This window comes from Bordetella genomosp. 9 (assembly GCF_002261425.1).
Lineage (GTDB): Bacteria > Pseudomonadota > Gammaproteobacteria > Burkholderiales > Burkholderiaceae_B > Bordetella_C.
Genome location: NZ_NEVJ01000001.1, coordinates 1 through 20,171, shown reverse-complemented (window position 1 = coordinate 20,171; position 20,171 = coordinate 1). Strand labels below are relative to the sequence as shown.

Here is a 20,171-nt window from a genome sequence, read left to right as displayed (position 1 = left end):
CAATCGTTAAACACCATTTAATGATGGTCCAGATCGAAGACCTGCGGTTGGCGGCGGCATTGCTGAACGGAACGTCGCTGAGCGCCGCCGCGCGCGCGCTCGACGTCACGCCGCCGGCCCTGTCGATCAGGCTGCGGAAACTGGAGGCCGCGCTGGGCGTGACGCTGGCTTCGCGTACCGCCAGACGGCTGAGCCTGACGGCCGAAGGCGAGCGTTTCGCCCGCGACGCCAGCGCGATGCTCGCGCAACTGGACAGCCTGTGCGATTCGCTGCAGCAGGACGCCCGCCAGCTGACCGGCACGCTGCGCGTCTCGGCGCCGTTCGGCTACGGACGCCAACACATCGCGCCCCTGATCGCCGAGTTCGCCAGGGCGCATCCTGCCCTGCGCCTGGAGCTCGAGCTGCGCGAGACGCCCTGGCCCGACAGGCACGATGCGGACGCCATCATCCATATCGGCGCGGTACGCGATTCATCGTGGATCGCGCGTACCCTGGCCTCCAACGAACGCTGGCTCTGCGCCAGCCCCGCCTACCTGCGCACCCATGGCGTGCCCCGCACGCCACGCGACGTGGTCCGACACAGCTGCATCTGCATCCGCGAGAACAATGAGGACGTCACCCTGTGGCACGTGCGTCCGCGCAGCGCCGGACGCGGGCAGCGGCGCGCCGAACAGGAAACCCTGCGCATCGCGCCGGCCTACTCCACCAACGACGGCGTGGTCGCGCGGCAGTGGGCCGAAGAAGGGCTGGGACTGGTGTTGCGATCCGAATGGGATGCCGCGGAGGCGGTGTCCGCCGGCAGGCTGGTTCGCGTGCTGGCCGATTGGGAGTTCGACAGCGCGCCCATCGTGATGCTGGTGCCGACGCGCATCGGACGCACCGCGCGGGTACAGGCCTTGATCGAATTCCTGGAGCATCGCATCGGCAAACAGGCGCCGCCACGCGGACGGCCTGCGGCCAAACGAACGCCAACGCGGCGCTAGCGGACGTTAGCGGACGTTCAGACCCTTTCCAGCGGCTGATGCGGCTCCGCCGGCAGGACCACGCGTATCGCTTCGCCCGCCCGCACCGTCCCGCCGGTCAGGACCACGCTCATCACCCCGGCCTTGCGCACCAGGCTGCCATCGGGGGCGCGATCCAGTACCGCCGCCGTCAGGCCTTGCCGATAGGTATCCAGCTGGATGCAGGGATTGCGCAAGCCGGTCACGCGCAGGCGCACTTGCTCGCCGATATGCAGGACGGTATCCACCGGCAAGGCCAGCAGGTCTATCCCGACGGTGGTGATGTTCTCGCCGAGCTGGCCCGGTTCGATCTCGAACCCCTTGCCGGCCAGTTCGGTGAACAGCTCACTGTGGATCAGATGCACCTGCCGCAGGTTCGGCTGCGTGGGATCCCGCGCCACGCGCGAGCGATGCTGGACCGTGATCCCATAATGCGCGTCGTCCTGCACGCCGTAGCCGGCAACCAGCGCGATGGAAGGCAGGACCTGTTTCGAGAATGCATGCGCCGGGCTGGCGCTGACGGCGGTGACGTGGGCGGTCATGGGACGAGGCATCGGGCGGAAGCGCCGATTGTAGAAGCCTTACATGACTGGAAGATGTACGCCGGCGACGTGGCCGGCGGGCCAGCGGGCCGATGAGATGACCGGCCCGCCGCCGACCCGATCAGACGCCCATGCACCCCAGGGCCTTCAGCCGCGCATCGATCCAGCTCGTGTCCAGCCGATCCGCGGCGATGTCCGCCATCATCTTTTCTTCGACGTGATGCTTCTCGCGCGTGGCCGCCAGCACCTCGTCAACCTGCCCGTAGGGCACGCACAGCAGCCCGTCGTCATCGCCGATGACCAGGTCGCCGGGCTCTATCACCATGCCGGCCAGCGCCACCGGCCCATTGATCACGCCCGGGCCGTCCTTGTAGGGACCGCGATGCGTGACGCCCGCGGCGAACACCGGGAAGCTGCCGCGCCGCAGCGTGGCCGAATCGCGGATGGCGCCATGGATGACGATGCCGCCCAGGCCCCGGCGGATCGCATAGGCCACCATGATCTCGCCGATGATGGCATTGGTCAGGTCGCCGCCGGCGTCGACCACGATCACGTCGCCCGGCTGCGCCAGGTCCAGCGCCTTGTGCACCAGCAGGTTGTCGCCCGGCCGGCAGCGCACGGTCAGCGCCGGTCCGGCCATATAGGTGCCATCGTGCATGGGACGCAGGGTCGGCCCGCCGGCCGGCATGCGCGACATCACGTCGCTGACATTGGCCACGGGCAGGCCACGAAAATCCGCCACGGTCTGGGCGGACACCGCACGCTGGCGGGCATGGATCGAAAAACCTATCATCGCTTTCATTCCTTGTTCGGTGGACGGTCCGGATCGGGCGCGCGGCGCCAGACGCTTATTGCTTCTCGATGCCGGACTCGGTGATGACGGCGCCGAAGGCGTCATAGTCCTGCTTGTAGCGCTTGGCGAAATCGGCGCTCGTGCCGCCCAGCGCCTGATAACCCGCGTCGCGCAGTTTCGCCTGGAACTCGGGCTTGGAGATGGCCTTGTTCACCGCGGTATTCAACTGCTGGACGACGTCGTCGGGTGTCTGCCCTGGCGCCATCAAGCCCCACCAGATGGTCTGGTCGATCTTCTTGTACCCCTTCTCGACAAAGGTGGGCACGTCAGGCAGGGATTGCGAACGCTGGTCCGCCACGACGCCGATCGCATGCACGGCGCCGCCCTTGATCTGCGACAGCAGCGTGGCGACGGAACCGTTGTAGATGTCGATCCGGCCGCTGGACAGGTCGGGGAAGGCCTGGCCCCAGCCGCGATACGGCACGGTCATGATGTCGATGCCGGCCTCCTTGCGCCATAGTTGGCTGATCAGGTCGCCGCTCGAACCCACGCCGGGCACGCCCACGGAGAGGCGGCCGGGATTCTTCTTGGCGAACTTCTCCACGTCGTCGACCGTGCGATACGGCGACTTGGGCATGGTCACGTACACGCTCGGCGACGATGCCACCAGCACGACCGGCTTGAAATCCTTGAAGGTGTCGTAGGTGAGCTTCTTGTACAGCCACGGGTTCAGCACGACGTTGTCGGTCTGCGCCATGACCAGGGTATGGCCGTCCGGCTTCGCTCGTGCGACCGAATCGAGCGCCAGGTTGCCGCCGGCGCCGGGCTTGTTCTCGACCACGATGTTCCAGCCCGTGTCGGCCGCCACCGCCGCGCCGAGCATGCGCGTCAGCGTGTCGGTGCCGCCGCCTGGCGGGAAAGGCGAAATCAGGGTGATGGGCGATGAGCCCAGGTCGGCGGCGCTCGCCACGTTGGCGGCGCAGGCCAGGGCGGCGCATGCCGCGAGATATGCGGGGTATTTCATGGTTGTCGTCCTCTCGGTTTGCTTGTTCTTTGGATTGCGGCCCAGCCCGATCGGGGGCGGGGCTCAAGGCTCAGGGCATGTCGATCATTCCCGTCGCGCCAGCGGCTCCAGCCAGCGCAGGCTGGACGCCACGGACGTGGCGTCCTCGGTGCCGTCCAGCGCGGCGGCGGTGCGCTCGAACAGCGCGGCGACGCCCGGCATGACGCGGGGCGAAAAACCGTCGAGCTCCAGTTGGCGCGTGGCTTCCCGCACTTCGACCAGGCGGCGGCGGGCGTGCACGACGTGGGTGCGCACCAGCATTTCCAGGAACACCCGCAGCGATTGCTGATCGAGGTCCTGCAAAACGCGATACAGATCCTCCCGCAGGCCCTTGGCCTCGGCTGCCACCAGGCATTCCACCGCCAGCGCCTCGCAGCCCTTGGTGTACACGCTGCGCAGCAGCTTCAAGGTCGCGGCGTCGCCCGCCTGCGTGCCCACCTGCTGGATGGGCGCGCCCGCGCCGCGCATCAAGGTTTCAATCGCCGCCGCGCCAGGGCCCGCGCACAGCAGCGGGGTCTTGCCCTTGCCGAGGCTGATGGCGCCGGTGATGGCGACGTCCGCGAACACGACCTTATCGCCGGCCGCCAGCTCGGCCGCGGCGCGCATGTCCTGCGGGCTGGCCGTGGTGAAGTCGGCATAGAGCGCGCCGTCCGCCACGTAGGGCAGGGCGCGGGCGCAGGTGTCCAGCGCCACCGAGCCGAAAACCGCGCTGATCACGACCTGCGCCTGGCCCAGCCAGGGGCCCAGGTCGTCGTGCAGGGGGATGCCCTTGGCCTCGCAGTACTGATTCAAAGTCTCCGACGGGCGGGTGTCGCAGATGCCCAGGATGCGGTGGCCCGCGTCTCCCAGACTGTCGGCGTAGCACCGACCCACTTCCCCGCCACCTATGATGGTGATGTCCATGATGTACAAAAAAAATACAATAGGCGCCATTGTGGGTGCAGCGATGGATGTCCGCCAATGCTGGTAAACCCTTAGGTTGTTATGTGCGACTGCACAAAATATGGCGCTACACGCCTCGGCTCGCCCGACGTTCACGCCGGACACCGGTGCGTCAAAAAATACAGTTAAAAAACAATCTATCCCGTCGCGCCGCTCCCGCGCACCGGCCGGCAACGGCATCCTGTGTTAGCCTGCGCGACATCGCGCCCGGCGCGGCGCCGGCAACGCCCACTCTTATTCCTTTCCACACGCACGGCTGCACACACCATGGCCAGCGATTCGCACCTAGCCTACGAAACCCTCAAGCACCGGATCCTGGCGGGCCAATACAAGCCGGGTACGCAGCTGAAGGAAGAACCCCTGGCCGACGCCTTCGGCATCAGCCGCACGCCGGTACGCGCCGCCCTGCGGCGCCTGGTGGAAGACGGCCTGGCCGTGGCCGAATCGGGAAGAGGCGTGCACGTGGCCGCCTGGACCGAATGGGATATCGAGGAAGTATTCCAGCTCAGGCTGCGGCTCGAACCGTTCTGCGCCCAACTGGCCGCCGAGCGCCGCAGCGACGATGCGCTGGCCACGCTCATGCAAAGCAACGAACAAATGGCCAAGGCCATCAAGGCCGGCGGCGCCGGCATGGCGGACGCGACGCAAGCCGCGAATCGCGTCTTCCATCACACCCTGCTGGAAGCCAGCGGCTCGCACCGCCTGCAATCCATCCTGGCCACGATGATCGACATGCCCATCGTCATCCGCTCCTTTCACCTGTACAGCCGCGATGAAATGCAGCAGAGCCTGAGCCATCACCAGGACCTGACCCTGGCCGTCCAGGATCGCGATGGCGCCCTGGCGCATGACATCATGCAGCTGCACCTGAGCATGACGCGCCGGCGACTGATGAAGGCACGCGCGGCGGGTACTCAATAGGCCCCGCACAAAGCGTGTACCGTTGACAATAATCATCATATTTACAGCATTGCTTCGGATAGGCTTATGCGCAACGTAAAAGGCAAATCCTCGTCCACCAAGGATCGCTATTTGTTTTCCGATCAGATAGGGCACCTGCTGCGGCGTGTCTATCAGCGGCATACCGCCCTATTCCAGCAGTACATACCCGATTCCCAGCTCACCGCCGCACAGTTCGTCGTGTTGTGTTCGGTTCGGGATCACGGGGCGAGTTCGCTTGCGGACCTGGTCAAGGCCACGGTGATCGACCAGGCCACCGTGCGTGGGGTCGTAGACCGGTTGAAGCAGCGCGAATTGGTGAAGGTGGATCACGACCCCGTTGACCGGCGCAAGGTCGTCATCAACCTGACGCCTGCCGGGCAGGCGCTGGTGCAAGAGATGGAGCCGTTCGCCATGCAGATCACCGAAAGCACGTATGGCAACCTGAACCCGGCCGAGCGGCTGGCGCTGGATTTTCTGTTGACCAAAATGCTGAACGGCGACGAACCGGCATAAGGCCGGTTCGTCGCCGTCAACATTGGTGAAAGCAAAGGGCGCGCGCCCCTGCCCTGTCAATCCAACGCGCGGTTGCGCGATTCCACGTCCACCGACCAGATTGCGATGGCGCCCGCCACCAGCATGCTGGACAGCACCACCAGCGATAGCGTGAAGTGGCTGGTCATGATGGGCGCGATGATGGCCGGCGCGAACAGCCCGCCAAAACGCGCCACCGCGCCGGCCAGGCCCATGCCGCTGGCGCGCAGGTCGGTGGGGTAGACCTCGGGCGTGAAGGCGTACAGCGCGCCCCAGGTGCCCAGGAGCGAGAAGCTCATCAACAGGGTGGACCCGATCACCAAGGCGGGCGACGTGCCCAGGCTATACAGCATGCAGCCGACCGCGCTCAGGATCAGGAATCCGACTAGCGTGGGTTTGCGGCCCCAGCGTTCGACCCCGTAGGCGGACAGCGCAAAGCCGGGCAGTTGCACCAGCGCCAGCAGCACCAGGAATTCCTGGCCGCGCATGAAGGCGAAGCCCGCGGTGCTGAGCTTGATCGGCAGGTAGACGAAAACGCCGTAGTACGCGATGGAGATCAGCGCCCACGCCAGGAACAGGCCGATGCTGCGGCGCCGGTGGCTGGCCGAGAACAGCGCGAACATCGACGCATGCGCGGGCGTTTCCGGTTGCAGATGCGGCACGTCGACATTGCTGCGGTTGACGCGCGCGACGCGCTCCAGCACCTTGCGTGCTTGATCGGATTTGCCGTTGCGGTTCAGGAACATCGGCGATTCGGGAATATAGAAGCGCAGCACCAGGCCGATCAGCGCGGGCAGACCCGTCACGAAGAAGATGACCCGCCAGGCATCGTCGCCCCAGGCCACGGCGGCCAGCGCCAGCACGGCCAGCAGGATGGTGCCCACGGCCCAGAACGATTCCAGCAGCACCAGCCAGCGGCCACGGCGGTCGCTGGGCAGGAATTCGGCCATCATCGTGTAGTCCACCGGCAGGGTGCCGCCCACGCCGATGCCGGTCAGGAAGCGCAGGAAGAGCAACCACGTGAACTCGGGCGCGAAGGCCGAAGCCACGCCCGCGCAGGCGTCGATGACGACGGCCGCCATCAGCACGGGGCGGCGTCCGATGCGGTCGGCCAGACGGCCGAACGCAAACGCGCCGATCAGCATGCCGATGAAAAAGAACGTGCCGCTTTGCAGCGCTTGCGGCACGGTGATGCCGAAGGTCTTGGCGATGGACGGCGCGCTGAAACCGATGGATAGCACCTGCATCGCGTCGGCCATCCACACCAGGCCGAATATCACGAAGAGCCGGTACTGGAACGTGCCGACCCCCGCCGCCTGTATCGCTTTGTCCACGGAAACCAATGAAGCTGACATAGATAAAACCCCTTGATGTGATCGTCGTTGAAGTTGCACGTGTTGTGTCCGTGGTTCCTAATGCTGCTCCGAGAAGTCGCGTAGCCGTTCAATGGTTGCAGTGGGATCGGGCCAAGCCGGCTCCCCAGGCGCGAAACGTTGCCGCAGATAGCCCACCAGGTCCGCCACCTGCGCATCGTTCAGGCTGTCGCGAAAGGCGGGCATGTAGCCCAAGGCATCCTCGGCCGGATCCTGGATGCCATGCAGGATGACCTGGATCAGGTTGTCCGGCGTGGCGGCGTGGACGTTGGTGTTCGCGCCCAGCAAGGGCCGCGCGCCGAACAGGGTCGGACCGCTGCCCGCGTCATGGCAGGCCGCGCAGGCGTTCTGATAGACCCGTTCGCCGTTGGCGTGGCGGGCTTGCAGGGCGTAAAGGGTGGCGGTATCCGGTGCCGATGCGGGTGCCGATGTGGACACTGACGCGGCCGCCCCGCCTTGGTTCGGCAAATCCATCAGATACGTCGTGATGGCCCGCAGGTCGCTATCCGGCAATTCAGCCAGGCCGTGGATCACGGGCGCCATCGGCCCCGCGGCCACGCCATGTTTTGGCGCGTAACCGGTCCGCAGGTACTGGAACAGTTCTTCGCTGCTCCACGCGCGCGGGCCGCTGGCAAGCGCGTTCAAGGCGGGCGCGGTCCAGCCTTCGGCCTCTCCGCCCGCCAGATAGTGCACGCCGGTCTTCTCCGCGCCCAGGCGATTGCGCGGCGTGTGGCAGGCGGAACAATGGCCCGCGCCTTCCACCAGATACGCGCCACGCAACCACGCTGCGCTGCGCGTGGAGTCGGGCGTGAAGGGCGCGGCATCGTGAAACAGCGCGTTCCAGCCGGCCAGCAGCGGACGCATGTTGAATGGAAACGCCAGTTGCGTCTTGGGCGGCTCGGCCTTCACGGCCGGTTGCGACATCAGGTAGCCATACAGTGCCTGCATGTCCGCATCGCTGAGCTTGGCGTACGCCGTGTACGGAAACGCGGGGTAGAGCTGGCGGCCGTCCTGGTGCACGCCCTGGCGCATGGCGCGTTCGAAGGCCGCATAGGACCAGCGGCCGATGCCCGTGTCGTTGTCGGGCGTGATGTTGGTGGTGTAGATGACGCCGAAGGGGGTGTCCAGCGCAAGTCCCCCGGCATTGGTCTTGCCGCCGGCCGCCGTGTGGCAGGCCATGCAGTCGCCCGCGGCGGCGACAAGCCGGCCACGCTCGATGGCGCTCGCCGAATACAGTGAAACGTCGGGTCCGGGGGTCAACGGCAAGGCCGGCTTCATCGGCCACAAGGCCACGGCAACGCCCGCCAATCCTGCCATGCCTGCCGCCAGCCACTTCCATCCGCGCGACATGGGGTTGCGCACGCGGGCCTGCCCGGCCAACGCGCGTCGCAAGGACTCGGCCTGGAAAGGCACTTGGCGCAGGCGCACGCCGGTTGCATCGTGGATGGCGTTGGCGATGGCCGCCGAGGCGGGCAAAGTCACCACACCGTCAACGTCCAGACTGCCTTGCGCGATGCGCATGGCGGCGGAGTCCGCGCGGCTCAGGTCGCGGTGTTCGTCCCGCTTTTCTAGCGCGCCGGCGGCGACGTTCGGCGAGGGCCGCGCAGGACTCGTCCAGGTATCGAACGCGGCGGGCTCGGCAAGCAGGCGGCGGGCGCTGTCCAGCATCCACGGGGCTTGATGGTCGATGCGAGGATGATCGGGCGCGTCGATACGTGTATCGATGGGTGCGCCTTGCGCCGTGCGCAGGTGCTGGCTGTCATGCCCGGCCACGATGCGCGTGACGTCGATACGGCCCGTATCGGGTTGCACGGCCACCTCGGCCACCCATGCGGTCCAGACCGTGCGCGCGGAGCCGGTCTCGTCCACGCATTGGACCTGCGCGGTGGCAAAGCCCGTGCCTCGCAGCAGGCCATCCGGCTCGCTTTGCGCTGCCCGCGCGGCCGGCGCCGTTTTGCCCGCGACCTGCGCCGCCCGCGCAGCCACCTGCTGCGCCAGATCTTGCCCCCTGCCCGGCGGCAGGTGAGACAGCCGCCACGCCTGCGGGTCATGGCCCTGGGCTTGCGCCTGTTCGTGCCAATAGCTTTCCTCGGCGAACACCTGCGCGGCGTTCAGCTCTTGCACGCTGGCGCGCAGCGGCGGGCGCGCGTGCGTGCCCGAGACCACCGGCATGCTGCCGCACAGCGTTGCGTGCGCGGCGGCGCTGGCGTGCGTGGGTTGGCTCAACAGCCGCGCGAGGCTGGGCCGCAACGCCCACGGCGACCGGGATGTCAGAGCAGCGCCGGCGCCGCCGGTGACGGGATGGGGAACGTTCTCGTCCGGGATCTGCGCATGGAGCGAGGTCGCATCCATGTGCGGCGCATCGGGAAGCAGTCCCGACCTGACGCCCAAAATCCGCTCATCGGACTCGCCCGCGACACACGCCACCGACACCGGCCTGCCCACTGCCTGCGACAACAACGCGGCATCGGCGGCGGCGTCCATCAGGTCCATGGGATGACAGGCATCGTGCCGGTCGGCAGCCGCGCCGATCGCGCCGTTCGTGCCGTTCGCGCCGTTCGCGCCGCCACCCCGCGACGCGTCATTCGCAAGGCCTTGCCCGCCCACCGTGACGGTGATCGCGGCCAACGGCTGCTCCAGCAATGCCGACAGTTCTTGCCGGATCAACGCTTGCGTGTCGGGCGAGCAGGCTGGCAGCCACACGCGGGTACGACCGTTCAGCGACCACGCGACCACCTGCGTGCCGGCGGCGGCGGCGGGCTGGGCGCTCAGCGTGTAGCGTATGGGATCGGTGTCCGAGGACACCCCCGACGGCGTATCCACGAACGCGTCCGAGCGCTCGTCCCCCTTCGGCGATTCATCGCCATGAAGTTCCGGGTCCGGCTTCGCCCGTTGCCATTCAGGCGCCAGCGCCAACGCAGCCTGCCGCGCATAGAGCGGCGTCACCGCGACCACGCCCGCGAAATGCTTGTGCCGCACCACGGCCGCCACGCCCGGCTGGCCCTGCGCCGCGTCCTGCTGCACGCCTAGCAGCGCACTGCCCCGATAACGCGCACCGTCCCACAAGACCTCGGGCGGACGCAAGGCAACGCCATGCAGCAAGTCGGCCGGCAGCTCGGTCAGCGAACCCGATGCCCCCGTGGACATACCCACCGAGAACCCGCTCATCGCGCGCACTCGCCCGCCTGGCAGGGCGGGGACTCGGGCACCGCTGCCGGCACGCCGGTTTCGCGTTGCGCCCGCAGCTCCACCGCCCGATGCGCCGCCATCATGATTTCCACATGCGTGCCGCAGCGGCACAGGTTGTGATGCAGTTCGCGGCGGATCGTGTCGTCAGAAGGGTTGGGATTGCGCCGCAGCAGCGCTTCCACCGTCATGATCATGCCATTGAGGCAGTAGCCGCATTGCGCCGCCTGACAGTCGATGAAGGCCTGCTGCGTCGCGCCGGGCTGCTGGCACGTGCCCAGACCTTCCAGGGTGGTGACCTCGCGCCCTTGCACCGCCTTGATCGGGATGACGCAGGAACGCGCCGCCACGCCGTCGATCAACACCGTGCACGCGCCGCACTCGCCCAGGCCGCAACCGAACTTGGGGCCATTCAGCCCCAGATCGTTGCGCAGCACGTGCAGCAACGCCGTGCCCGGCGCGGCGGACACATCGACCGCGCTGGCGTTGACGCTCAGCCGGAGCGAAGGCGGCCGATTGCTTGAGTTGACGGGCGATTCCATGGGCGTGGCGCAAATGGACGATTCGGAGGATATGAAAGTCGCCGCGAGGCGGGCAGGGGCAAGGGCAAGGGCAAACCCCTTCAGCGGACACCCATCAAGCGGCAGCCCGGGGTTTTGCGTCCACCAGCGGTTCGTTGAACACGTCATACCCGAAGCACCACGACGGGTCTTCGTTGGTGCGCAGCCAGGTATTGTCGTGCGAAATCCGTTGTACCTTGCTGGCGCGTTCGGCCCGGTTGGCCTCGTACAGCGCGAACGCGAGCTCGTGATTGTGCACACCCGCTTCCTTGAAGCAGCGCGCCAGCATGGCCCCGTCTTCGATGGCCATGGCCGCGCCCTGCGCCATATGCGGCTTCATGGGATGGCAGGCGTCGCCCAGCAGCACCAGACGGCCGCGGCTCCACAGCGGCAGCGGGTCGCGCTCCAGCAGCGACCACTTGGTGACTTCCACCGTGGCGTCGATCAGCGCCTGCACGGTGGGATGCCAGCCTTTGAATGCTTCGCGCATTTCGGCCTTGCTGCTGGGCAGCCAACGGTCGTTCAAGTCCCAGTGTTCCACGGGTACGCCAGTGACGTAGTAGAGCTCGTCGGCCTTGCTGGTGACGAAGTACGTCACCAGGTGGCGGTCGTCGCTCCACCACTTCACGCAGGCATCGAAGGGCAGCATGCCCGCCTTGACCTGCGGCGTGGGGAATACGGCGCGATGCGCCAGGTAGCCCGCATACTTGGGCGGCTCGGGCCCCAACAATTCTTCGCGGATGCGGGAATTCACGCCGTCGGCGCCGATCACGATGTCGGCTTCTTCCGACGTGCCATCGGCGAAGTGCATGACGACGACGTCGCCCCGGTCTTCCACCCGCGTCAGGCTCTTGTCATAGACCACGGCGCTCTTGGGCAGCGCGTCGATCAGCAAGGCATGGAAGTCGCCACGGTGCACGGTCAGATACGACGCGCCATATTGCTTGACCGCGTAATCGCCCAGTGGAATCTGCGCCAGGATGTCGCCGGTTTCCCAGTGGCGGCTGTACCAGTAATCCGGGTGCGAACCCTGCGCATTGAGCGCGTCCTCAATGCCGATACGGCGCAGGATCTTCATGACATTGGGCCCGACGTGGATCCCCGCCCCCAGCCGCGAAAAACCGGCCGCCTGCTCATAGACGCGGACATTCAGCCCGTCCTTGAGCAGCAGCGCGGCGGTGGCGGCGCCGCCAAGGCCCGCGCCGACGACGGCGATACGAGGGGATGTAGACACGGAACTTCTCCTTGCTGGATGGTGATGAACCTGAATTCTGCTGGCAGATAATTAGCGTGTACACGCTTTATTTTTGACGGCACCGACTGGGTGGCGAAGCGCACACCCTTAAACAGATCACCAAAATCCTGCCGAATTTCACTGAATTAGGTGAAAACCACTACGGAAATCGGGCTGGATATCTGCTTCGCTCTTTGCAAGAATAGAGCGTATACACCTTTTTTAAATTTATCGGAAACCCTAGGTCCGACTTTTACTCACAAGGCGCTCCGCATGGCGAAGACATTTCGAATTGGCCAGATCGTTCCCAGTTCCAACACCACGATGGAAACCGAAGTGCCCGCCATGCTGCGGGCACATTCCTCGTTGCGCCCGAGCGACCGCTTCACCTTCCATTCCAGCCGCATGCGCATGAAAAAGGTGCAGAAGGAAGAACTGGCCGCCATGGACGCCGAAAGCGACCGCTGCGCGCTGGAACTGAGCGACGCCCGGGTCGACGTCCTGGGCTACGCCTGCCTGGTCGCCATCATGGCCATGGGGCGTGGCTATCACCGCGTATCGCAAAAGCGGCTGGCCGAACGCACGGCGGAAAACGGCGCATCGGCCCCCGTCATCACCAGCGCCGGGGCGCTGGTGGACGCGCTGCACGTGATGGGCGCCAGGAAGATCGCGCTGGTGGCGCCCTACATGGTGCCGCTGACTGAACTCGTCATGGATTACATCGCCGCCGAAGGGTTCGAGATCGTGGACTGGCGCGCGCTGGAAATTCCGGACAACCTGGAAGTGGGCCGCCACGACCCGGCCAGGCTGCCCGCGATCGTCGCCGGCATGAACGTGGCCGATGCCGACGTCATCGTGCTGTCGGCCTGCGTGCAAATGCCGTCGCTGCCCGCCGTGGCGCAAGTCGAAGCCGAAACCGGCAAGCCTGTGCTGACGGCCTCCATCGCCACTACCTACGCCATCCTGAAAGCGCTGGGCCTGGACCCGGTCGTACCGGGCGCCGGCGCGCTGCTGTCGGGTGCATACCCCTATTCGAAGGCCGCACAATGACGCACGCCACCGCTACCCATCCCGCCTCCACCTACCTCTACGGCGGCAACGTCCACGCCAACGGCATCCGCCAGCACTATCTGCGCTACGGCGGCGCGTCGGCCGGACGCGCCGAGCACCCCGCCGTCATCGTCATTCCCGGCATCACCAGCCCGGCCGTGACCTGGGGCTTCGTCGGCGAACGGCTCGGTCGGCAGTTCGACACCTATGTGCTCGACGTGCGCGGACGCGGCCTGTCGTCATCCGGCCCGGGTCTGGACTACAGCCTGGACGCGCAGGCGGCCGATGTCATCGCCTTCGCCCAGGCCTTGGGGTTGACCCGGTATGCGCTGCTCGGCCATTCCATGGGCGGACGCATCGCCGTGCGCGCCGCGCGCAGCGCACCGGCCGGTCTCGAGCGCCTGGCGATCGTCGACCCGCCGGTCTCCGGCCCCGGCCGGCGCGCCTACCCGGCGAATCTGGCGTGGTACGTCGACTCCATCCGCCAGGCCACCCTAGGCATGTCGGCCGAGGACATGCGCGCGTTCTGCCCCACCTGGACCGACGCGCAGCGCCAGCTGCGCGCAGAGTGGCTGCACACGTGCCATGAACCGGCCATTGTGCGGAGCTTCGAAGACTTCGGCCGCGACGACATCCATGCCGACCTGCCCCGCATCCACGTGCCGATGCTGCTGATGACGGCGGAAAAAGGCGGCGTCGTGGGCGACGACGATGTTGCCGAATGGCAGGGCCTGGCGCCGCAGACGCGGCACGTGCGCGTGCCCGCTGCGGGCCACATGATTCCCTGGGACAACGAGGCGGGCTTCTACGCTGCCTTCGGCGACTTCCTGGGCCGCGCGCTTCACTGAAGCGTCCCTCCGAACTGCCAAGGAGATCCACATGTCCGTCAGCGACATCGATTTGATCCACGCCTGGAAACAGGTGCTGACGCTGTCCCGGCTGGAAGCGGGCCAGATCGTCACCGTACTGACCGGCGCCGATACGCATCCGCAAACCCTGCGCTGCGCCATCACCGCCGCCAGCGACATGGGCGCGCGCGTCAACCGGCTGGACCTGCCGCCCGTCAATGCCGAGAAGTCCATCAGCCGCGACGCGCTGGCGTATCTGGGCACGACGCCGCTGACCGGCAACCCGGCCGCCATCGCCGCGCTGAACGCCAGCGATCTGGTGCTGGACCTGATGACGCTGCTGTTCTCGAACGAACAGCACGACATCCTGAAAACCGGCACCAAGATCCTGCTGGCCATCGAACCGCCCGAGGTGCTGTGCCGGCTCGTGCCCACCGCTGCCGACCGTGAGCGCGTACGGGCCGCCGCGCACCGGATCGAAGCGGCGCGGCAGATGCACATCACGTCCGACGCGGGCACCGACCTGCGCTGCGCGCTGGGCGAATTTCCCGCCATCTCCGAATATGGCTTCGTGGACGAGCCCGGCCGTTGGGACCACTGGCCCAGCGGCTTCGTGCTGACCTGGCCTAATGAAGGCCACAGCAATGGCCGCGTGGTGCTGGACCGCGGCGACATCCTGCTGCCCATGAAGGACTACGTCACCGACCCCATCGAGCTTGTCATCGAAAACGGCTACGTCACGCGCATCCAAGGCGGCGTGCAGGCCGACATCCTGAAGGAATACATGGCCGCATACGAGGATCCGGAAGCCTATGCCGTGTCGCATATCGGCTGGGGACTGCAGCCGCGCGCGCAATGGTCCATGCTGGCGCACTACAACAAGGAAGCCCATATCGGCATGGACGCCCGCGCCTTCGAGGGCAACTTCCTGTGGTCCATGGGCCCGAACAACGAAGCGGGCGGCAGCCGCAACACCGCCTGCCACATCGATATTCCCATGCGCCATTGCACTGTGGCGCTGGACGGCACGCCCGTCGTTGTCAACGGCGTGGTGCAGGACGAACCCGGGCTGGCGCGCGCCGCCCGCCGCAAGGACGCGCCATGACGTCTTCCCCCCCGAATGCGGCGCCCCCCGCCGCCGGTGACATCTCCGCCTATGCACGCCAGGGCTTCGGCACGCCCTTGCCGCTGAAACCGCCCTATGGCCTGCTGATCGTGGACTTCGTCAACGGCTTTGCGGACCCGGACGTATTGGGCGGGGGCAACATCGCGCCCGCCATCGCGCAGACGCGCCACCTGCTGGCCCACGCCCGCGAACGCGGCTGGCCCGTGGCGCACAGCCGCATCGTGTTTGCGGACGACGACGCCGACAGCAATATCTTCTGCATCAAGGTGCCCGCGATGCTGGCGCTGAAAGAGCACAGCCACAACAGCGCCATCGTCCCGGAACTCGCCCCCATGCCGGGTGAATACGTGGTGCGCAAGAGCACGCCGTCCGCGTTCTTCGGCACCATGCTGGCGCCGTGGCTGGCGCAACGCGGCGTACAGACCTTGCTGGTGGCCGGCTGCGTCACCAGCGGCTGCGTCCGCGCCAGCGTGGTGGATGCGATGCAGGCGGGCTTTCGGCCGCTGGTCGTGGCCGATTGCTGCGGTGACCGGGCGTTGGGGCCGCATGACGCCAATCTGTTCGACATGGCGCAGAAGTACGCCGCCGTGATGCCCTTGGCGCAGGCGATGGCCGATACGCGCTGACGCCGGCATAATCGTCCATCGGCACTATCCTGCCCGCCATGAACCTGCCCGCGCCCCAGCATCTTTACGCCGCGCTGCTTGCGCATCCCGACGCCTTGCTGGTCGTGCGCGAGCCGTCCGCTCCGCCACGCCCCGCACCGGGTCAGCCGGGGTCGGCGTCGGACTATGTGCAGCCCACGCCCGAGATATTCGTTGCCGTGGTGGGTACCGCCGATGACGAGGTGGACAGCCGTGGCGCGCCGACGTCTGGTTGGCGCGTGCTGGCCTTCAACGGCCACGTGGACTTGGGCACCGGCATCCGCACGGCGCTGGCGCAGATTGTTGCGGAGGAACTCGACATACCGCTGGCACGGTTGGACATGGTGCTGGGCCATACCAACGCCACCCCGAACCAGGGGCCCACCATCGCCAGCGCCAGCATCCAGATCTCAGCCGTGCCGCTGCGCCGCGCGGCTGCGCAGGCGCGAGAATACCTGCTGGAGCGCGCGGCGCGGCGATGGAACCTGCCCAGAGACGCGCTGTGCGTGCGTGACGGCGTGGTGTCCGTGGCCGCTGACGCCAACGCCGGCACCGATGCCACCACCAACGCCGCCGACAACACCGCCCTTGATAGCCCCGCACGCCAACTGCACTACGGCGACCTCATCGCCGGCCAACACGTCCGGCTAACCTTGGCCGCTCAGGATCAACCGGTGCGCCTGAAACCCGCAAGCGAATACCGCATCGTCGGCCACGGCGTGGCGCGCGTGGACATCCCCGCCAAGGCCACCGGTGAACTCAGCTTCGTGCACGACGTGCGCGTGCCTGGCATGCGCCACGGCCGCGTGATCCGGCCGCCCCACCCGGGACGCGACGCGGGCGACTTCATCGGCCGCTGCCTCATCGACGTGGACGCCGACTCCGTGGCGCACCTGCCCGGCAATGTCCAGGTCGTGACGCAAGGCGACTTCGTCGGCGTCGTGGCCGACCGCGAAGAGCAGGCCATTGCCGCCATGCGCGCGCTGAAGGTGCGTTGGCGCCCGGTGCCGCCCGCGCCTCGCCTGGACGATCTGGCCGCCGCCATACGCGCCCACCCCGCCCGTGCGCGAACGCTGATCGACGATGGCGATGTCGATGCCGCGCTGGCGGCGGATTCCTCCACGACGTTACTGCGCCGCAGCTATGTGTGGCCTTATCAGATGCACGCGTCCATCGGCCCGTCCTGCGCGGTAGCGGATTTTCGTGAGGGCAGGCTGACGGTATGGACCGGCACGCAGAACCCGCACATGCTGCGCACCGACCTGGACCGCCTGCTGAAACTGGGTGAAGGCCAGATCGACCTGATCCGCATGGAGGCAGCTGGCTGCTACGGCCGCAATTGCGCCGACGACGTCTGCGCCGACGCGGCGCTGCTCGCCATGGCCGTGGGCGCGCCGGTACGCGTGCAGCTCACGCGTGAACAGGAACACCAATGGGAACCCAAGGGCACAGGCCAGTTGATGGACGTCAGCGCGGCGATGGATGCGCAGGGCGAGCTGCTGGCCTATGACTTCGCCGTGCGCTACCCGTCCAACGACGCGCCCTTGCTGGCGCTGCTCCTGACGGGCGCTGTATCGGGCGAGCCTCGCACCTTGGAGATGGGCGACCGCACCGCCGTCCCGCCCTACCGTTACGCCAAGCGCCGCATCGTCTGCCACGACATGCCGCCGCTGGTGCGCTCGTCATGGCTGCGCGGCGTGTCGGCCTTGCCCAATTCCTTCGCGCACGATTGCATGATCGACGAACTGGCGCACGTCGCGGGCGAAGACCCGGTCCGGTTCCGTTTGCGGCATCTGGACGACCCGCGCGCCAGCGCCCTCATCGACGCCACCGCCAGCCGAGCGGGATGGCAGACGGGCGCTAGCGGGTCACGGGGCCAGCCCGATGCCGACGGTATGCTGCACGGACGCGGTGTGTCGTACGCCCGGTATGTGCACAGCAAGTTTCCGGGATTCGGCGCGGCGTGGGCAGCCTGGGTCATCGACCTACGGGTAGAGGCAGCCACCGGGCGCATCCGCGTGACGCGCGTCGTGGTGGGCCAGGACACGGGCATGATCGTGAACCCCGATGGCGTGCGCCACCAGATTCATGGCAACGTCAATCAGACGCTCAGCCGCTGCCTGCTGGAGAAAGTGGATTTCGATGCGGCGGGCGTGGCCAGCCGGGAATGGGGCGGCTACCCGATCATCGGTTTCAAGGAGCTGCCGGAGATTGACGTGCTGCTAATGCCCCGCCAGGACGAACCGCCGATGGGCGCCGGGGAATCCGCGTCGGTACCTGGCCCCGCCGCTATCGCCAATGCATTGTTCGACGCGACCGGTAGGCGCTTCTACGAAGCGCCTTTCACGGCGGACGCGGTGCGAGCCGTGCTGTTGGCGCGCTGAATGACGGCGGTGTGAGATTAAACGCTGCCCAGCCATAAGGAAGGCCGAGTGTTTTTGGTGCTGGCCTAACTTGCCATGCTGACATGCTGGTACGAGCGATGCCGACCTTCTCGCCATGCGCGACGAACTTTCGGGCCTGGTCCCGACGGCGGACGAACTAGGGCGAGCTTCTGCTTTCGGCCAATAGCTGTCATTGGCGCGCAGACCACCGCAACTGCGTGGCCTTTCAGCTCACAAGAGATTGAAATTTGTGCGGCACACGTAGGTGTCGCTACACTACTCTACGCGGCGTGGGGCCTGCATGGCAGGCTATGCGCTAGTGTTCTGTATCCGTTTGAAGAATGATCGAGTCCCAATTTATCGTGAACCCATTGCTCAGGACGAATCTAAAGCATTTTTCCGCTATCTCAAACGATTGTGATAGCGAGTCACGCATCTTTTCTTGCAACCCCGTTTCTATCCTGCCGGTGTGAGCGACTTTAGAACGTGCAGTATATAGCTGCTTAAGATTCGAATAGATTGTTTTACGACCCGCGGCGTCCTTTCCTAATAGCCAGGCGCCTCGAACACGGAAACTCAGGGATAATTGTTCTGTTTTGTTCTCACTTAATAGCAACATCTCGAGTGCGATGCAGAGATCCAGAATCTTATCGCTTTGATCCGATCTGCGCTTGGCCTGAGCCAATCTCCTCAAAACTGTTAGTAGGCGCTGTTTCTCGCTCGCGCTTCGATGAATCCACTCATTGATTAGAAGAACGAAGCTGTCCATCTGAGTACGTCCTATAACGCAGCGCTGCGAACCAACGACGTCAATCGGCATGAACTGTCCACCACGTGTCTGAAAAAAGACCCAGGGGTGTTCGAACGGATTCAAATAGGTGCTAACCATTCCGGGTACCGCGTGCACTCCCGTAACAGCGTTCATAAGGTAGCAGATGTTGGAGTGGTGCTCCAACGTGGACGTCAGCACATCGAAGCTCTGATGCAGCGCGAGATCAATAGCCGTAGGAATTTCAACATTCGAGACCATCGCAGTGGCGGGAGTCGCTCCGCCGGTTATCGCCTCAGGCTCGAACTGCCGACGCTGAAACGCCTGGCGTTCACGTGACGGTGGCATTTGTTCAATTGGTATTAATCGAACCGAGTCGTCCAGGGTATATATACCATCAACAACAGGGCCGTGAACCCAAGTCACGAGTTGGCACTTCACACTTTTGCTATTGCAAAAGGAATGAAGAGCATTTCTTGCATATTCCATTCCACAATGGAGCGCCAACCAGGTGATCCACGAGACTATCGCATCCTCAAAATAGCCAGCTGAAATAAAGCCGGAGTTAATATTCATACCTTTAAATTGATCAAGTGCCCGACAGGACTTGACCAATTCCTCTGCGGCAGATACCCAACCCTTCTGCCGCGCGTTCAGCAAGGCTTTCGCCCATTCCATAAGACCGTCATTGCACAACTGCTGTTCAAAGAGATCTTCATGCGAGAGCCGCGGAAGCCATTCAATCATTTCGCATTGACCTTGTATGCTCGCAAGTGCATTAAGCTTGCGCGGTAAGTCGGGAAGTGCAGAGGCCGACATACTAACATCTGAAAGTATCCTATGGTTAACGTGGAGCCTTCCGTCTTGACACCATTCTGCAGCTTTCATAATGGTTAATCACCGATTTCCATCAATGGCACGGCAGCATGCATTTAGGGGCTCAAAGCGTGACTCCGCTAGACAGGTTCGCCAGCCGGGCAGTCCGACGAAGGCTACTTTCGGCCAGAAACGGGCGTTGGAGGTCGCGTGATAATCTCGTCCGTTTCTTAATCAGTAACTGTCAAGCATGTCTCGAGTTCATTTGATCGAGGGCCCGGTAGGGGCTGGAAAATCCACCTTCGGCGCGGCTCTGGCTGCAAGCAGCAACGGCGTGCACATCCCGCTCGACGAGTGGTTTGCGACG

At 65.6% G+C, this 20,171-nt stretch carries 17 protein-coding genes; 8 read left to right on the top strand and 9 right to left on the bottom strand.

Annotated features, from left to right (window positions below):
- Positions 1–23: 23 nt before the first annotated feature.
- Positions 24–983 (top strand): LysR family transcriptional regulator, encoded by a 960-nt coding sequence (locus CAL26_RS00085; protein ID WP_094845934.1) that lies wholly within the window; start codon positions 24–26, stop codon positions 981–983.
- Positions 984–1,000: 17 nt separating this feature from the next.
- On the opposite strand, the gene CAL26_RS00080 is transcribed toward CAL26_RS00085, so the two are convergent.
- The 4 genes from CAL26_RS00080 to CAL26_RS00065 form a co-directional block, all read right to left on the bottom strand.
- Positions 1,001–1,543, bottom strand: a complete 543-nt coding sequence (locus tag CAL26_RS00080) for an MOSC domain-containing protein (RefSeq protein WP_094844941.1) — start codon at positions 1,541–1,543, stop codon at positions 1,001–1,003.
- Between the two features lie 121 nt (positions 1,544–1,664).
- Positions 1,665–2,336 (bottom strand): RraA family protein, encoded by a 672-nt coding sequence (locus tag CAL26_RS00075; RefSeq protein WP_094844940.1) that lies wholly within the window; start codon positions 2,334–2,336, stop codon positions 1,665–1,667.
- 55 nt (positions 2,337–2,391) lie between these two features.
- Positions 2,392–3,360 carry a Bug family tripartite tricarboxylate transporter substrate binding protein gene (locus CAL26_RS00070; RefSeq protein WP_094844939.1) on the bottom strand — a complete coding sequence of 323 codons (969 nt, stop codon included), beginning with the start codon at positions 3,358–3,360 and terminating at the stop codon, positions 2,392–2,394.
- A gap of 84 nt (positions 3,361–3,444) precedes the next feature.
- Positions 3,445–4,302: a DUF1932 domain-containing protein gene (locus CAL26_RS00065; protein WP_094845933.1), complete on the bottom strand. Its 858-nt coding sequence runs from the start codon at positions 4,300–4,302 to the stop codon at positions 3,445–3,447.
- Between the two features lie 306 nt (positions 4,303–4,608).
- Between CAL26_RS00065 and CAL26_RS00060 the strand changes: the two genes are divergently transcribed.
- Entirely contained in the window at positions 4,609–5,262 is a 654-nt protein-coding gene (locus CAL26_RS00060) for a GntR family transcriptional regulator (RefSeq protein WP_094844938.1), read from the top strand.
- Positions 5,263–5,328: 66 nt separating this feature from the next.
- Positions 5,329–5,796 (top strand): MarR family winged helix-turn-helix transcriptional regulator, encoded by a 468-nt coding sequence (locus CAL26_RS00055; RefSeq protein WP_094844937.1) that lies wholly within the window; start codon positions 5,329–5,331, stop codon positions 5,794–5,796.
- A 56-nt stretch (positions 5,797–5,852) separates the two neighbouring features.
- On the opposite strand, the gene CAL26_RS00050 is transcribed toward CAL26_RS00055, so the two are convergent.
- The 4 genes from CAL26_RS00050 to CAL26_RS00035 form a co-directional block, all read right to left on the bottom strand.
- Positions 5,853–7,169: an MFS transporter gene (locus CAL26_RS00050; RefSeq protein ID WP_094844936.1), complete on the bottom strand. Its 1,317-nt coding sequence runs from the start codon at positions 7,167–7,169 to the stop codon at positions 5,853–5,855.
- A gap of 57 nt (positions 7,170–7,226) precedes the next feature.
- Entirely contained in the window at positions 7,227–10,355 is a 3,129-nt protein-coding gene (locus CAL26_RS00045; RefSeq protein ID WP_094844935.1) for a cytochrome c, read from the bottom strand.
- A complete protein-coding gene (locus CAL26_RS00040; RefSeq protein WP_094844934.1) occupies positions 10,352–10,915 on the bottom strand; it encodes a (2Fe-2S)-binding protein in 564 nt (187 codons plus the stop codon). Before CAL26_RS00040 ends, CAL26_RS00045 begins: the two co-directional genes overlap by 4 nt.
- Positions 10,916–11,009: 94 nt before the next feature.
- Positions 11,010–12,167 carry an FAD-dependent monooxygenase gene (locus CAL26_RS00035; RefSeq protein WP_094844933.1) on the bottom strand — a complete coding sequence of 386 codons (1,158 nt, stop codon included), beginning with the start codon at positions 12,165–12,167 and terminating at the stop codon, positions 11,010–11,012.
- Between the two features lie 273 nt (positions 12,168–12,440).
- Between CAL26_RS00035 and CAL26_RS00030 the strand changes: the two genes are divergently transcribed.
- From CAL26_RS00030 to CAL26_RS00010, 5 genes are read left to right on the top strand one after another with little or no spacing between them, the layout of a single operon-like run.
- Positions 12,441–13,217, top strand: a complete 777-nt coding sequence (locus CAL26_RS00030; RefSeq protein WP_094844932.1) for a maleate cis-trans isomerase family protein — start codon at positions 12,441–12,443, stop codon at positions 13,215–13,217.
- Positions 13,214–14,065 carry an alpha/beta fold hydrolase gene (locus tag CAL26_RS00025; protein ID WP_094844931.1) on the top strand — a complete coding sequence of 284 codons (852 nt, stop codon included), beginning with the start codon at positions 13,214–13,216 and terminating at the stop codon, positions 14,063–14,065. The genes CAL26_RS00030 and CAL26_RS00025 overlap by 4 nt, the downstream gene beginning before the upstream one ends.
- Before the next feature lie 31 nt (positions 14,066–14,096).
- A complete protein-coding gene (locus CAL26_RS00020) occupies positions 14,097–15,170 on the top strand; it encodes a 2,5-dihydroxypyridine 5,6-dioxygenase (RefSeq protein ID WP_094844930.1) in 1,074 nt (357 codons plus the stop codon).
- Entirely contained in the window at positions 15,167–15,817 is a 651-nt protein-coding gene (locus CAL26_RS00015; RefSeq protein WP_094844929.1) for an isochorismatase family protein, read from the top strand. The genes CAL26_RS00020 and CAL26_RS00015 overlap by 4 nt, the downstream gene beginning before the upstream one ends.
- Before the next feature lie 38 nt (positions 15,818–15,855).
- Entirely contained in the window at positions 15,856–18,219 is a 2,364-nt protein-coding gene (locus tag CAL26_RS00010; protein ID WP_094844928.1) for a xanthine dehydrogenase family protein molybdopterin-binding subunit, read from the top strand.
- A gap of 316 nt (positions 18,220–18,535) precedes the next feature.
- Here the strand turns inward: CAL26_RS00010 and CAL26_RS27975 are convergent, their stop codons facing one another.
- Positions 18,536–19,735 (bottom strand): HEPN domain-containing protein, encoded by a 1,200-nt coding sequence (locus CAL26_RS27975; RefSeq protein WP_143277326.1) that lies wholly within the window; start codon positions 19,733–19,735, stop codon positions 18,536–18,538.
- Positions 19,736–20,171 lie beyond the last annotated feature (436 nt).